Below are 12,913 nucleotides of genomic sequence, written 5' to 3' on the forward strand. Positions count from 1 at the left end.
TCACGCTTCCTCCCTGGAGAACACGGCCAACTGGGTGGGCGGCCCGAGATCGGGGTGGACCGGGCCGACGGGTCCGAATCGGACGGTGTAGCCGGTCCGCTCGGCGACGCCGTCCGCCCAAGCCTGGAACTGCGCCCTGGTCCACTCGAACCGGTGGTCGGGGTGCCGGGTCGCCGCGGACCCGAGCAGCGGGTTGTACTCGACGTTCGGGGTGGTGACGACCACGTGCGCAGGCTTCGCGACGCCGAACACCACCCGCTCCACGGCGGGCAGCCGAGGCGGGTCGACGTGCTCGATGACCTCCATCAACACCGCCGCGTCGAACCCCGCCAACTCGGGATCGGTGTAGGTGACCGACGAGTGCCGCAGCGACACCCGCTCGCGGACCCGCTCCGGCAGCCGCGACAACCGGCGCTCGGCCGCGTCCAGCGCACCCGCGGCAACATCGGTACCGACGACCTCGGAAAACTCTTCCGCCAGCCGCTCCAGCAGCGCTCCGCCACCGCAGCCCAGATCGAGCACACGCCGCGCACCGACCTCGTGCAGCGCAGCGATCACGGCGTCCGCCCTGGCCGCGGCCAACGGGCGGGTGGTGGTCACCTCCGGCTCCTCGGCCGTCCCGTCCAACTCGGTCAGCTGGGTGAGGGCGCTGCGCACGTACCCGCGCTGGTGGGCCAGGTAGCGGCGGCTGACCAGGTCCCGCTCGGGGTGCGCGGGCAGCCAGTCGCCGCCCGCCCGGACCAGCTTCGCCACCTCGTCCTCGCCCACCCAGTAGTGCTTGGTGTCGTCGAGCACCGGCAGCAGGACGTACAGGTGGTGCAACGCGTCGGCCAGCCGCTGCGTGCCGGTGAGCCGCAGGTCCAGGAAGCGGGAGTCGCCCCACTCCGGCAACGCCGGGTCCAACGGCACCGGCCGCGCCTCGACCTGCCAGCCCATCGGCGCGAACAGCCGCTCCGCCAGGTCGACGCCGCCGTTGCAGGCGACAGCGGGCAGGTGCACCGACAACGGGATGGCCGTGCCGGGCAAGTCGGGGCGCGAGTCGCAACGGCCCGTCATCGCGGTCCGGAACACCGAACCCAGTGCCACCGCGAGCATCGAACCGGACGCGTAAGCCCGCTCGTCGACATGGCTGGTGCCAGGTCGGCTCTTGGCCAGGGTGACGGGATCGACCTCGAGCAGGAGCGCCGCCGTGCACCGCGCCTCGTCCGCTTGCGGGTAGAAGACGTGCGCGGTGCCGGAAGCGGTGCTGAAGGACTGCGCTCGGTCCGGGTGCTTGAACAGCAGGAAGCCCAGATCGGTGGCCGGGTTCATGGTGGTCGATACCGTCAACAACACCCGTGGAGTGTGGCAAAGCGGGCTGTTGGTGGGCATCTCGGTTTGAGGGGTGGGGCATGAGGATCGGCGAAGTGTGGCGCCTGACCAGCGGCGACGACCCCGTCGCGGACATCGTGATCAACGACAGCGACTTCCCGTGGCTCTACGGGCGCCTCGTCCCGCTCCCGGCCTTCGACCGGTTCCGCCCGCTGTTCGACCAGGAACTCGCCCTCGTCGAGTCCCCCGACGTCGCCGCGTGGGACAGCGTGCACGCCAAGATCGCCGCCAGCCTCACCCTCCACGCCCCGACGGGCCCCGTCGCCGAGTACCTGCTCCACGTGGACGGCGACGAGGCGTGGTTCCGCTGGGTCGACTAGCGGTCCGGCCCCTGGGTGCGCAGGTCCTCCACCTTGGTCATGGCCGCCCGCAGGTCGGTGAGCCACTCCTCGGCGTGCTTGCCCACCAGCCGCACCGCCCACGCCAGGGCGTCCGACCGGGACCGGGCCACCCCGGCGTCGACCAGGGTGTCGAGGGTGCGGCGCTCCGGTTGGCGCAGGCGGGTCATCACCGGGACGGACAGGGTGGTGAACAGCTCCTCGGTGCCGCCCTGCCGCGCGCCCCAGGCGACCTTGCGCCCGTACCGGTGCTCGGCCTGCCGGGCGATCTCGATCCGCCGCTCCCGGGTGTCCTCCCGCCACCGCGCGATCCGCCCCGCCTCGGCGGCGGCCGTGGCGGCCTCGTCCGGGTAGTCGTCCGCGAGCGGGGGGAGGGTGCCGACCAGCAGGATCTCCTCCCGGTCGACGGTGATCTCGGGTTCGCCGGTGAACCAGCCCTCGGGCAGCCGCCCGGAGAACCACGCCGCGATGTCGCTCATGACCACTCCTTCTGATTACTTGATTACAACGTTACACCCTCCTGGGTCCCTACCCTGGTCCCATGAACCTCACCGGCGACCTGGTCCACCTCCGAGCCATCGAACCCGAAGACGCCGACGCGTTCTGGCGCTGGCACCACGACCCCGTGGCCATGCGGTGGATGACCACCTCGTACCCCGAGTCCCTGGCCGAAGTCCGAAAACGCTTCGCCGAGTTCCCCTCGAACAGCTACGAACGCTGCCGCTTCGCCATCACCACCACCGCCGAGTCCCGCCTCATCGGCTTCATCGGCCTGCGCGACGCCACCCCGGAGGTCGGCAGGGCCACCCTCGACATGTACCTGGGGGAGAAGGACACCTGGAACAAGGGCTACGCCACCGAAGCCCTGAGAATGGTCTGCCGCTGGGCCTTCAACGACATGCGCCTCACCGCAATAGACCTAGAAGTAGTAGCAGGCAACGACGCCGCCGAACACCTCTACCGCAAACTCGGCTTCGTCCAAGAAGGCCGCCGCCGCAACTCCTTCCGCCGCGACGGCCAACTCCACGACCAGATCCTCATGAGCCTCCTGGCAGAGGAGTACAAGGACTAGCCCGGAACCAGACGCGCCAGCTCAGCCCACCCCGAGCCAGGCCACCCAACCCAGCCACGGCTCCCAGAGGCTGCTGGTGCCAGCCCAACCCCCGAGTCAGCCCCGCCAGCCCAATCACTGGACACTCGGAAGCCGTTGGTGCCAGCCCAACCACCCGACTCCGACAGCATTGCTGACCACTGGACACTCGGAAGCCGCTGGTGCCACCCCAACCCACCGAGTCAGCCCACCCAAACCCAACCCGCCGAGCCAACCCCGCCAGCCCAACCACCGCCCCCGGAAGTCGCTGGTGCCAACTGCTCGATGGGGTGGACCTGTTTTGTGTGGGGGACGATAGTCGTAGCCTTGCCTCGCTGCAGGGCCATGCTTTTCGGCCCCTGCTTTGCGGTCCTGCCACGGCTGTCGTAGGGGCCCCACGCGAACTGGTCCACCACATCGAGCCCGCACCTAAATCGCGGATCCAGCGCAATGCCGCAGGCGAGCCGAAAGGCCCCTCGGGGGCAGTGGCGACGTTGGTTGCGACTCTGCGGACGGCGGCTACTCATCCGGTCGTCCCCGCGCGAGCGGGGATGGCCGTGACCGCTTCTGGCAGATGCTGAGACTGCGGGAGGTTAAGCACCGCCACCGTTCGTGTACTCGTAGAACACCCAGTGGCCGGGCAGTGTGGTCGACTCGCCGTACTCGATGACGGCCCCCGCGGCGTCCAGGAAGCGGTTGCGGCTGAGCAGTACCGGTGTGCTGGCTTCAACGCCCAATTCCTGGGCGTCCTCCGCGCTGGCGCCACCTCCGGCATGCTGCACGTGGGTCGCGTTGACAACGCGGCCGGTGAGCTCTTCCACGTAGCGGCTGGTCCCCTGGGGAATGCGGGAGGTCTCAAGCAAGAGCGGGGCCACTTCTGCAAGGTCGCCGGGGTACCAGGACACGGAAGTGGAGAGCGCAACGTCTTCCGCGCTGTAGGTGGTCCGCCGCCGCTGGATGACCTGCTCACCCTCGTCCAGCCCCAGGGCCCCAGCCACCTCTGCAGGGGCAGCGGTCAGCACAGCAGACCGGACCTTCGCGTAGTGGCCAGGCGGGTAGATCTTGCCCGTGCGCTCGATGGCAAGGACGCGGTCCTGGGCCGACAGGTGCAGGGAGTCGCCCGCGACGATGGTGCCCACTCCTGACACCGAGCGAACCAGGCCTTCGGAGCCAAGCAGCGCGAGCGCCTTCGCGGCCGTGGCCATCGCCACCTCCCAGTCACGGGTGATCTGCCGGGCCGACGGCACGGCGTCGCCAACCTTCAGATCCCCGCTTGCGATCCGGGCCCGGATCTCGGCTGCGATCTGCATGTACGGCGGCTCCGGCCGCTCGATCGACGGCATGACTCGTCTCCTTGGTAGAGCACTCCACGTGTTCTAGGGCACCTACAGGTTAGCCCCGCACCCCCTGATCTCAAACCCAGTTCACTGTGTACTAGAGCACGTGTTGACAGTGCTCTAGTACACCTCTAACGTTCTGAGTGTTGCGCACGTTGCAGGCGCCGCGTCCACGGCAGAGACACAACGAGGCCCCGGACGGTGTTGGCGCCGACTGGGAGAACGTGGGCGATATGGCTCTGCCGTTTCACGTCCCGCATCGGGTGGTGTCTCGACCCGAACCTGGTCGAGTCGCGCCCCTACATCACCGGCACAGCACACAACGCATGGAGGACAAGCAGCATGACCGCGACTTTGGAGACCACCATCACCGTCCCATGGGGACAGATCGACCACGCCACGACAGCAGTTCGACGACACATGGACAGCCACCCGCACCTACCGTTGGGCAGCCTTGGCGTCCACGCGGCCGGAGAGAGCCCGGGCCGGGTCGAGGTGTTCGTCCCCGCCCCCGATCAGCCGCAGGCGTGCGCGAACCTGTTGGCGTGGCTGGACACCCTCGACCATGCCACGCTGGTGCTGCGGTTCTGCGATGACGACCCACAGGCCCGCGCCTACACCTCCCTGCCCGACGGCACCCCCATCACCGTCATCGCCCCTCTGGACCCGACACAGATGCACGGCGTCGACTCGGACCGGACAGGCGAGCGCGTCGTGCACTGGCTGCGGTGGCAAGCCCTGGAGACCGCTGACTAGGGGTACATCGCCAGCCAGATAGCGACGTAGTGGCAGATGGCGGCTAGGACGGTGGCGGCGTGGAAGAACTCGTGGTGGGCGAAGGTTCGGGGCCAGGGGTTCGGCCACTTGGTCGCGTAGAACACCGCGCCGACGGTGTAGAAGAGGCCGCCTGCGAGCAGGAGTACGAGGGCGGCAACGCCTGCGTGGGCCAGTAGCTGGGGCAGGACGAAGATGGCCACCCAGCCCAGGGCGATGTAGATGGGGGTGCCCAGCCAGCGGGGTGCGTGCGGCCACAGCAGTTTCAGGCCGACCCCGAGGATGGCGCCGCCCCAGACCACGGACAGGACTATGTAGCCGGTGGGCTGGTCCATCGCCAGGAGGCTGAACGGGGTGTAGGTGCCCGCGATGAACAGGAAGATCATCGAGTGGTCGAGGCGCTTCATCATGGTGCGGGCGCGCTCGGTCACCCACCAGCGGCGGTGGTAGAGCGCGCTCACGCCGAAGAGGCCGAGCACGGTGGCCCCGTACACCGAGGTCGCCAGGGCCGCGGTCGGCGAGATGGTCGCGGCCATCGAGATCAGCGTGCCGCCGGTGGCGAAGGAGATGAAGAACGACCACAGGTGGATCACGCCGCGCATGCGGGGCTTGTCCTTGAGGGACCGGGGCGCGGTCTGGGTCGCTGCCGTCACGCTCCCGAGGTTACGGGACCGTAGGTTGGTCCGCCGGGGTTGTGTGCGCCGGACCACAACCGGCCGGTAGTCCCGGCTACGACCAGCCGACGACCTCGCGGTGCTCGACGGCGAAGCAGCGGTCCATCACCACGTCCAGCCCGCCCGCCGCCGCCACCCTGGCCGCCTCGTCGCTGATGACGCCCAGCTGCAGCCACAGCGCGCCCGCGCCGACCGCGACCGCCTCCGCGGCGACCTCGACGGCGTGCTCGGGTCTGCGGAAGACGTCGACCACGTCGATCGGGTCCGGGATGTCGGCCAGCGAGCGGTACGCGGGCAGCCCCTCCCAGGTCTCCAGCGCCGGGTTCACCGGGAAGAGGGTCAGGCCGCTGGAGCGCAGGTAGGTCGCCACGCCGTGGCTCGGCCGGGCGGGGTCGGCGCTGAGGCCGACGACCGCGATCGTGCGCGACTCCCTGACCAGGCGCTCCAGCACGGCCAGGTCCTGCCATATCGGATCGATCTCGGTACGGTGCACGTCCCCAGTGTCCCCCGGATCACCCCCGGGCGGCGTACCCTCGTTGGCCGTGAGTCTGCGCAGGCGTGTGGCCGACATCGTCTATGGCATCTACGAGAAGCGGCTCGTCCAGCAAGCGGGTGGGCGCACCCCCCGCCACGTCGGGGTGATGCTCGACGGGAACCGGCGCTGGGCCCGCGAGGCGGGGTTCACCGACGTCAACGACGGGCACCGGGTGGGTGCCAGGCGCATCGCCGACCTGCTCGGCTGGTGCGAGGAGGCCGGGGTCGAGGTGGTGACCCTGTGGCTGCTGTCCACCGACAACCTCAACCGCGACGAATCCGAGCTGCGCCCGCTGCTGGAGATCATCGGCGACGTGGTCGACGAGCTCGCCGAGCCGGGCGCGCCGTGGCGGCTGCGGATCATCGGCGCGCTCGACCGGCTGCCCGCCGAGACCGCGGCCAGGCTGAAGGCCGCGGCGGGCCGCGCCGGTGGGCGCGAGGGCGTCGAGGTCAACATCGCGGTCGGGTACGGGGGCAGGCAGGAGATCGCCGACGCGGTGCGCAAGCTGCTGCAGCAGCACGCCGAGGCGGGCACCAGCATCGAGGCGCTGGCCGAGGTGCTCGACGTGGACCACATCGCCGAGCACCTGTACACCTCCGGGCAGCCGGACCCGGACCTGGTGATCAGGACCTCCGGTGAACAGCGACTGTCGGGCTTCCTGCTCTGGCAGTCGGCGCACTCGGAATTCCACTTCTGCGAGGCCTACTGGCCGGATTTCCGCCGGACCGATTTCCTGCGCGCGCTTCGGGCGTACGGAATACGTCACCGGCGATTCGGGTCTTAGGCACCACATCGGGCACCCGGGCCGGGGTTTTCCACCCAGCCGGTGGTCACGGCCGCGGCCGGATACGCCGCGTCAAGGCAGCTAGGGGCCCCGACCCCTAACCGCCGGTAGGTGTGGACGCGCCGACACGTTCGGCCGCTGCCGCCGGTCGCCGGGTGTGCTAGCGGCCGCCGGATCCGATAACGCTGCGCGCTCGCGTGGCGCCGGGATGTCACTGTGATGACGAAATAGAAAATCACCTGTGTGGCAGCGTGCCGATTGTCGGAGTTCGCAGGTAGCTTTCGAAGTGTCGGGCCGTGTCCACTGCGGTTCGACCCGGGAGGCCCTGGTCGTGAGAGTGACGATCGCGAGGGGGCCGGCACCCGGCTCCCGCGGGGAGCGAGGTGGACGCCGGTAGCCACCGCGCGTCGGCCAGTCGCAGACCCAGCCAGGGCCGGTTGCCCGGCCCACCGAGGAAGCGGGCGCGGGTGCCGCGTCCGCGAGGGAGTTGCCGTGACCGCTTCGCGTTCATCCACAGGCCTTTCCTCGAGTACGTCGAGTTCCCAGGAGGCGGAACCAGCCAGGCGCACCTACGTCCTCGACACCTCCGTGCTGCTGTCGGACCCGTGGGCGTTGACCCGGTTCGCCGAGCACGCGGTCGTCGTCCCGCTGGTGGTCATCAGCGAGTTGGAGGGCAAGCGGCACCACCCGGAACTCGGGTGGTTCGCCAGGGAGACGTTGCGCCTGCTCGACGACCTGCGACGACGGCACGGCAGGCTCGACAAGCCCATCGCGGTGGGCGAGGGCACCCTGCACATCGAGCTCAACCACTCCGACCCGTCGGTGCTGCCCGCGGGCTTCCGCACCGACGGCAACGACTCCAGGATCCTGGCCTGCGCGCTCAACCTGGCCGCCGAGGGCCTGGCGGTCACCCTCGTCACCAAGGACATCCCGCTGCGGGTCAAAGCGGGCGCGGTGGGCCTGGACGCCGACGAGTACCGGGCGGGCGAGGTCGCCCCGTCCGGCTGGACCGGCATGACCGACCTGGACGTCCCCCAGGAGGCGGTGGCCGCCCTCTTCGAATCCGGCGCGGTCGAGCCTGCCGACTACGGCGTCCCCGACGCGGCCGAACTCCCGGCGAACACCGGCATCCGGTTACTGGCGGGCACCTCAAGCGCCCTCGGCCGCGTCACCGCCGACAAGCAGATCCGCCTCGTGCGCGGCGACCGCGAGGCCTTCGGCCTGCACGGCCGCTCCGCCGAACAGCGCATCGCCCTCGACCTCCTGCTCGACCCCGACATCGGCATCGTCTCCCTCGGCGGCCGAGCGGGCACCGGCAAGTCCGCGCTGGCGCTGTGCGCGGGCCTGGAAGCGGTGATGGAACGCGGCCTGCACAAGCGGGTCGTCGTCTTCCGCCCGATGTACGCCGTCGGCGGGCAGGACCTCGGTTACCTGCCCGGCACGGAGAGCGAGAAGATGCTGCCGTGGGCGCAGGCGGTGTTCGACACGCTCGGCGCGCTGGTCAGCAAGCCGGTGATCGACGAGGTGCTGCACCGGGGCATGCTGGAAGTCCTGCCCCTGACCCACATCCGCGGCAGATCACTGCACGACACCTTCGTGATCGTCGACGAAGCCCAGTCCCTGGAACGCAACGTCCTGCTGACCGTGCTGTCCCGACTCGGCTCGGGGTCACGCGTGGTGCTGACACATGACGTGGCACAGCGCGACAACCTCCGGGTCGGACGGCACGACGGGGTCGCCGCGGTGATCGAGAAGTTGAAGGGGCACCCGCTGTTCGCGCACGTGACGCTGACGCGGTCGGAGCGGTCGCCTATCGCCGCCCTGGTGACGGAGATGCTGGAGGACCACACGGCTTAGGAACTGGCGATGGCCCTCGGAGTGATGTCGCTCCGGGGGCCACCGCCTAGTCCTCGACCCACTCCAGGAGGTCTCCTGGTTGGCACTCGAGTACGCGGCACATGGCTTCCAGGGTGCTGAAGCGGACGGCTTTCGCACGGCCGTTCTTCAGGACTGCCACGTTCGCGGGGGTGAGGCCGACTCGTTCGGCGAATTCGCCGACGCTCATTTTTCGTTTGGCTAGTTGGACGTCGATGCGGACCACGATGGGCATCAGATCACCGAGTCCAGGTCGGCGCGCAGGGCTGAGGCTTGGCGCAGGAGGGCGCGCAGGACGACCACCAGCAGCCCGACCACGGTGACGCCGACCGACATCAGGAATAGCACCAGCGGCAACCCCGGGTCGTTCGCGTTGAACCCGACGAAGCCGAGCACGCCGAGCAGCACCACCCCGCCCCCGGCGATCGCCCACACGATCGCGTCCACCCACACCAGGGACTCCTCGGTGAAGATCCGGTCGGTCTTGACCAGGGTGAGCAGCTTCCAGGTGGACACGATCACCACCTGCACGCACAGCACCCAGAACACCGTCACGCCGGTGGCGGGCCAGCGCAGGTGGGCGAACTCCGGGTCCTCGCGCGCCATGTGCGCGAACTGGCCGGGCAGGGACATGGTCTGGAACAGGACCAGCACGCCGAACAGCACGACGAGCAGTACGCGGAGTGGGACGACCACTCGATGCACGGATGTCATGCGTCGAGTGTCGCCAGGAATCTATCGAAAGTCAATCGGTAGCTATCGTTGATCAGCTGGTCAATAGGAAGCTGTCGACCAGGCCGGTGGTGTTGCTGATCGGGGTGCCGAGCAGGCAGCCGACCACGCTGCCGAGGTAGCTGGTGCCGGAGGTGACCTTGGTGGCGCTGTCGCCGAGGTGCCTGCCCGCGGTGACGGCCCCGGTCAGGACCACGGTTTGCCCGACGACGGTGGAGTTGGACCACGTGACGGTCGTGGTGTCGCCGGTTCCGTCGAGCCAGGTGACCACTTCGGTCTCCGGCGGGATGCCGGGCACCACCGGCACGCAGGACAACGTGGCGCTGTTGACCACGGTGCTGGTCGCGGTGGGGCCGACCAGGCAGGTGCCGTAGGTGTAGGTGGCCGTGGCGGTCACGGTCTGCGGGGTGGTGGTGATCGGCGGGGTGAACGCCCGGCTGAAGCTGCCGAGGCACTCGGCGTCCACCGCCACGGGCGCTGCGGCGGCCTGTGTCCAGCCCGCGGTCAAGGCCGCCAACAGGAGCGTGACCGTGACCAGCACCCGGCGCAACGGCTTCGTCATCTGGTTCCGCCTCGTCATCGAGAGGTTGCCCGACGTCACCGATCTTGCTCCGGTGCGGACCCCGGGGACAATGCGCCATCCCGGGGTCCGGACCGCTCAGTCGAGTGCTCGGCGGAGGAAGCCGCGGATACCCAGGGTGCCGAACACGCCGCAGGCGGCGACCATGACCAGGAGGCTGATCCACATCGGGATGTGCGGCACGTGCGGGACCAGTTCCGCGCGCATGCCCTCGCTGACGTAGGTCAGCGGGTTGAGGGCGCACAGGACCTGGAACCACCGCACGCTCTCGAGCCCCATCCACGGGAACTGGGTGGAGCCGGTGAACATCAGCGGGATCATGATCACCGCGAACAGGATGTTGATCTGCCTGGGCTGCACCGAGGTGCCGATGGTCATCCCGATCGCCGCGCCGACCAGGGCGCCGAGGGCCACGATCAGCAGGACCGGCAGCCAGGCCGAAGCGGGCCAGCTGATGTTGTCCAGGATGAGGAACCCGATCGGGATCATCACCAGCGCCGCGACCACCCCGCGCAGCGCGCCGAAGAGCATCTTCTCCACCGCCACCCAGGCGATCGGGATCGGCGCGAGCAGCCGGTCCTCGATCTCCCTGGTCCAGGAGAAGTCCATGATCAGCGGCATGGTGGTGTTCTGCAGCGCGCCGAGGAACCCGTTGAGCGCGACGATGCCGGGCAGCAGGATCGCGGCGTAGTCGGGGCCGACGTAGCCGAGGTTGGCCAGCACCTTGCCGAAGATGAACAGGGTGAAGAACGGCTGGACGATCACCTGGGCGAGGAACGGCAGCAGTTCGCGGCCGGTGACGAACACGTCGCGCCACAGCACCGAGCCGAAGGTGCGCAGCGGGGAACTGGCGTGGGTGGTCATCGCAGCTCCCGGCCGGTGAGGTGGATGAAGACGTCTTCGAGGCTCGGGGTGCCGATGGACAGGTCGGTGACCTCGCACGCGGTGTCGCCGAGGACCCGCAGCACGGACGGCAGGACCACCGCGGCCTCCTGCCCGGTGTAGAGGCGGAACTGACCGGTGGACGAGGGTGCCGCTTGCGCCGCGAGAGCGGCCAATGCGGCAGGCGGGACGCCAGGCGGCAGTCCAGCGGGCACAGCAGGTGCGCCTGCGGCGATCCGCTCGACCCGCTCGATGCCGTCAATGCCCGCAAGGGCCTTCTCGACCAGCTCAGCCGTAGTGCTCGCCAGGTTCACAGTGACGCTCACGGTGGTGCTACCGGGCAATCCGCGCGTAAGAGCCGCGGGCGTGTCCAGGGCGAGCAGCTTGCCGTGGTCGACGATGCCGACCCGGTCGCACAGCTTGGCGGCCTCGTCCATGTCGTGCGTGGTGAGCACGACCGTGACCCCCTCGGCGCGCAGGTCGCGCACCCGGTCGTGCACGAACAGCCGGGCCTGCGGGTCCAGGCCGGTGGACGGTTCGTCCAGGAACATCACCTTCGGCTGGTGCATCAACGCGCGCGCGATCATCACCCGCTGCGCCTGCCCGCCGGAGACGATGTCGATCTTGTCCTTGGCCCGGTCGGCCAGCCCCATCTTGTCCAGGATCTCGTCGGCCCGCGCGTTGCGCTGGGCCCGCGGCACCCCGTGGTAGGCCGCGTGGAACAGCAAGTTCTGCCGGATGTTGAGCGATCTGTCCAGGTTGTTGCGCTGCGGCACCACCGCCAGCAGTTGCCGCGCGCGCCTGGCGTCGCGGACCACGTCGACCCCGTGCACCTCGGCGTGCCCCGACGTCGGCAGCACCCTGGTGGTCAGCACCCCCACGGTCGTCGTCTTCCCGGCGCCGTTGGGTCCCAGCAGGCCGAACACCTCACCGGCCTCGACGCTGAAACCCAGGCCGTCCACCGCGGGCTTGGGGTTCTTCTTGTACAGCTTGACAAGGTCCCTGACCTCGACTGCTCTCACCCCGCAACCATATGCCGCGCGTCAAACGAGATGCGACCGCGCGAATCCGCACCAGGGCGTGATTCGCGCGGTTTGTCGGCATAGGAGTTCGTCCACTCAGGACGGAGGGTGGCGGTGGTCCGAGACCTCCTCAAGCCCGGACCACCGCCACCCCGTGGGCCTAACGTCGCCGCAGTGCAGGGGCGGCGGTCGTGAGGACCACCGCGGCGACGCTCAGCACCAGGATCCCGAGGACCGCCCAGGGCATGGCCGCGCTACCGGGCGTTCCGGTACCGGTGGGGCTGACCAAGCCCGTGCTCGGGGAGGAATAGCCGCCCGCTTGACCGGAGCGGTCGTAGGCGGAGCCGGGCAGCTTGTCGGCGTAGCGGGACGCGACCTCGCGCTGGTACTGCGCCAGCGACTGGGTCTTGCCGGTCGACAGGGAGCGGATCGCGTTCCCGGTGACCGCGTACCAGCTGTTCGTCTGCGGTTCCCGCAGCAGGACAGCGCCAGCGCCCAGCTTGCTCGCGTTGCGGAACTCCAGGTCGCCCGCGGCGATGTTGGCGACCGTCCACGCGCCGGAGGCGTCGCGGACCGTCCACACCGACGCGCTCGCCCCGCCGGACGCGGTGGCCGGGACGGCCACGTACGCCAGGCGGCCGACCTTCGACGAGCGGCCCGCGACGAACTCCGGGCTCAGCTCGTACACCGGCACCGAGGTGCCGCCGACCTGGGCCTGGCCCGCCCCGGCGAATCCCGCCGCGCCGAGGAACTTGCCGACCGTCGCGGTGACGTCCGGAGTGGACGCCGCCGCACTGGCCTTCGCCGCGTCGGCCGCCGAGACCGAGCCGTCGACCGGGGTCGGGTCGGCGCCCGCGTAGCCGGCGAGGCCGAGCACGCCCACCGCGGCCAGGGCCAGGGTTGTGAGGATCTTGCGCAT

16 protein-coding genes are annotated in these 12,913 nt (G+C 69.7%); 5 read left to right on the forward strand and 11 right to left on the reverse strand.

Annotation, left to right across the window (positions count from 1 at the left end; genetic code table 11):
• Positions 1 to 1,335, reverse strand: coding sequence for a 3' terminal RNA ribose 2'-O-methyltransferase Hen1 (locus JOD54_RS10695; protein ID WP_204450379.1), 1,335 nt, complete (start codon positions 1,333 to 1,335; stop codon positions 1 to 3).
• 56 nt (positions 1,336 to 1,391) lie between these two features.
• On the opposite strand from JOD54_RS10695, the gene JOD54_RS10700 reads away from it, so the two are divergent.
• Complete coding sequence (locus JOD54_RS10700) at positions 1,392 to 1,691, forward strand: hypothetical protein (RefSeq protein WP_204450380.1); 300 nt, start codon at positions 1,392 to 1,394, stop codon at positions 1,689 to 1,691.
• On the opposite strand, the gene abmR is transcribed toward JOD54_RS10700, so the two are convergent.
• Positions 1,688 to 2,188: an ATP-binding transcription factor AbmR gene (gene abmR, locus JOD54_RS10705; RefSeq protein ID WP_204450381.1), complete on the reverse strand. Its 501-nt coding sequence runs from the start codon at positions 2,186 to 2,188 to the stop codon at positions 1,688 to 1,690. The two genes, JOD54_RS10700 and abmR, sit on opposite strands and share 4 nt — an antisense overlap.
• 62 nt (positions 2,189 to 2,250) lie before the next feature.
• On the opposite strand from abmR, the gene JOD54_RS10710 reads away from it, so the two are divergent.
• On the forward strand, positions 2,251 to 2,781 hold the full coding sequence (locus tag JOD54_RS10710) for a GNAT family N-acetyltransferase (RefSeq protein ID WP_204450382.1): 531 nt from the start codon (positions 2,251 to 2,253) through the stop codon (positions 2,779 to 2,781).
• Between the two features lie 611 nt (positions 2,782 to 3,392).
• Here JOD54_RS10710 and JOD54_RS10715 read toward each other — a convergent pair.
• Complete coding sequence (locus JOD54_RS10715) at positions 3,393 to 4,142, reverse strand: GntR family transcriptional regulator (RefSeq protein WP_204450383.1); 750 nt, start codon at positions 4,140 to 4,142, stop codon at positions 3,393 to 3,395.
• A 336-nt stretch (positions 4,143 to 4,478) separates the two neighbouring features.
• Here JOD54_RS10715 and JOD54_RS10720 point away from each other — a divergent pair, with 336 nt between their 5' ends.
• Complete coding sequence (locus tag JOD54_RS10720) at positions 4,479 to 4,892, forward strand: hypothetical protein (protein WP_204450384.1); 414 nt, start codon at positions 4,479 to 4,481, stop codon at positions 4,890 to 4,892.
• Here the strand turns inward: JOD54_RS10720 and trhA are convergent.
• Positions 4,889 to 5,512: a PAQR family membrane homeostasis protein TrhA gene (gene trhA / locus JOD54_RS10725; protein ID WP_204456200.1), complete on the reverse strand. Its 624-nt coding sequence runs from the start codon at positions 5,510 to 5,512 to the stop codon at positions 4,889 to 4,891. The two genes, JOD54_RS10720 and trhA, sit on opposite strands and share 4 nt — an antisense overlap.
• Positions 5,513 to 5,639: 127 nt before the next feature.
• On the reverse strand, positions 5,640 to 6,077 hold the full coding sequence (locus JOD54_RS10730) for a CoA-binding protein (protein WP_307859932.1): 438 nt from the start codon (positions 6,075 to 6,077) through the stop codon (positions 5,640 to 5,642).
• A 49-nt stretch (positions 6,078 to 6,126) separates the two neighbouring features.
• On the opposite strand from JOD54_RS10730, the gene JOD54_RS10735 reads away from it, so the two are divergent.
• Complete coding sequence (locus JOD54_RS10735; RefSeq protein WP_204450386.1) at positions 6,127 to 6,903, forward strand: isoprenyl transferase; 777 nt, start codon at positions 6,127 to 6,129, stop codon at positions 6,901 to 6,903.
• Between the two features lie 588 nt (positions 6,904 to 7,491).
• Positions 7,492 to 8,760 carry an RNA 5'-3' helicase PhoH2 gene (gene phoH2 / locus JOD54_RS10740; RefSeq protein WP_372440400.1) on the forward strand — a complete coding sequence of 423 codons (1,269 nt, stop codon included), beginning with the start codon at positions 7,492 to 7,494 and terminating at the stop codon, positions 8,758 to 8,760.
• Between the two features lie 46 nt (positions 8,761 to 8,806).
• On the opposite strand, the gene JOD54_RS10745 is transcribed toward phoH2, so the two are convergent.
• From JOD54_RS10745 to JOD54_RS10770, 6 genes are all read right to left on the reverse strand, one after another.
• On the reverse strand, positions 8,807 to 9,013 hold the full coding sequence (locus JOD54_RS10745; RefSeq protein ID WP_204450388.1) for a helix-turn-helix domain-containing protein: 207 nt from the start codon (positions 9,011 to 9,013) through the stop codon (positions 8,807 to 8,809).
• Entirely contained in the window at positions 9,013 to 9,492 is a 480-nt protein-coding gene (locus tag JOD54_RS10750) for a DUF2975 domain-containing protein (protein WP_204450389.1), read from the reverse strand. Before JOD54_RS10750 ends, JOD54_RS10745 begins: the two co-directional genes overlap by 1 nt.
• A 52-nt stretch (positions 9,493 to 9,544) precedes the next feature.
• On the reverse strand, positions 9,545 to 10,072 hold the full coding sequence (locus JOD54_RS10755; protein WP_204450390.1) for a hypothetical protein: 528 nt from the start codon (positions 10,070 to 10,072) through the stop codon (positions 9,545 to 9,547).
• A gap of 96 nt (positions 10,073 to 10,168) precedes the next feature.
• Positions 10,169 to 10,954: an ABC transporter permease gene (locus tag JOD54_RS10760; RefSeq protein WP_204450391.1), complete on the reverse strand. Its 786-nt coding sequence runs from the start codon at positions 10,952 to 10,954 to the stop codon at positions 10,169 to 10,171.
• Positions 10,951 to 11,994 (reverse strand): ABC transporter ATP-binding protein, encoded by a 1,044-nt coding sequence (locus JOD54_RS10765; RefSeq protein ID WP_204450392.1) that lies wholly within the window; start codon positions 11,992 to 11,994, stop codon positions 10,951 to 10,953. The genes JOD54_RS10760 and JOD54_RS10765 overlap by 4 nt, the downstream gene beginning before the upstream one ends.
• A gap of 160 nt (positions 11,995 to 12,154) precedes the next feature.
• A complete protein-coding gene (locus JOD54_RS10770) occupies positions 12,155 to 12,913 on the reverse strand; it encodes a hypothetical protein (protein WP_204450393.1) in 759 nt (252 codons plus the stop codon).

The organism is Actinokineospora baliensis, assembly GCF_016907695.1.
Taxonomy (GTDB): domain Bacteria; phylum Actinomycetota; class Actinomycetes; order Mycobacteriales; family Pseudonocardiaceae; genus Actinokineospora; species Actinokineospora baliensis.

Bases quoted from the DNA above. Each gene is read 5' to 3' on its own strand.
- JOD54_RS10700 (WP_204450380.1), top strand. From the start codon at position 1,392: ATGAGGATCGGCGAAGTGTGGCGCCTGACCAGCGGCGACGACCCCGTC.
- abmR (WP_204450381.1), bottom strand. From the start codon at position 2,188: ATGAGCGACATCGCGGCGTGGTTCTCCGGGCGGCTGCCCGAGGGCTGG.
- JOD54_RS10710 (WP_204450382.1), top strand. From the start codon at position 2,251: ATGAACCTCACCGGCGACCTGGTCCACCTCCGAGCCATCGAACCCGAA.
- JOD54_RS10715 (WP_204450383.1), bottom strand. From the start codon at position 4,142: ATGCCGTCGATCGAGCGGCCGGAGCCGCCGTACATGCAGATCGCAGCC.
- JOD54_RS10720 (WP_204450384.1), top strand. From the start codon at position 4,479: ATGACCGCGACTTTGGAGACCACCATCACCGTCCCATGGGGACAGATC.
- trhA (WP_204456200.1), bottom strand. From the start codon at position 5,512: ATGCGCGGCGTGATCCACCTGTGGTCGTTCTTCATCTCCTTCGCCACC.
- JOD54_RS10745 (WP_204450388.1), bottom strand. From the start codon at position 9,013: ATGCCCATCGTGGTCCGCATCGACGTCCAACTAGCCAAACGAAAAATG.
- JOD54_RS10750 (WP_204450389.1), bottom strand. From the start codon at position 9,492: ATGACATCCGTGCATCGAGTGGTCGTCCCACTCCGCGTACTGCTCGTC.
- JOD54_RS10755 (WP_204450390.1), bottom strand. From the start codon at position 10,072: ATGACGAAGCCGTTGCGCCGGGTGCTGGTCACGGTCACGCTCCTGTTG.
- JOD54_RS10760 (WP_204450391.1), bottom strand. From the start codon at position 10,954: ATGACCACCCACGCCAGTTCCCCGCTGCGCACCTTCGGCTCGGTGCTG.
- JOD54_RS10770 (WP_204450393.1), bottom strand. From the start codon at position 12,913: ATGCGCAAGATCCTCACAACCCTGGCCCTGGCCGCGGTGGGCGTGCTC.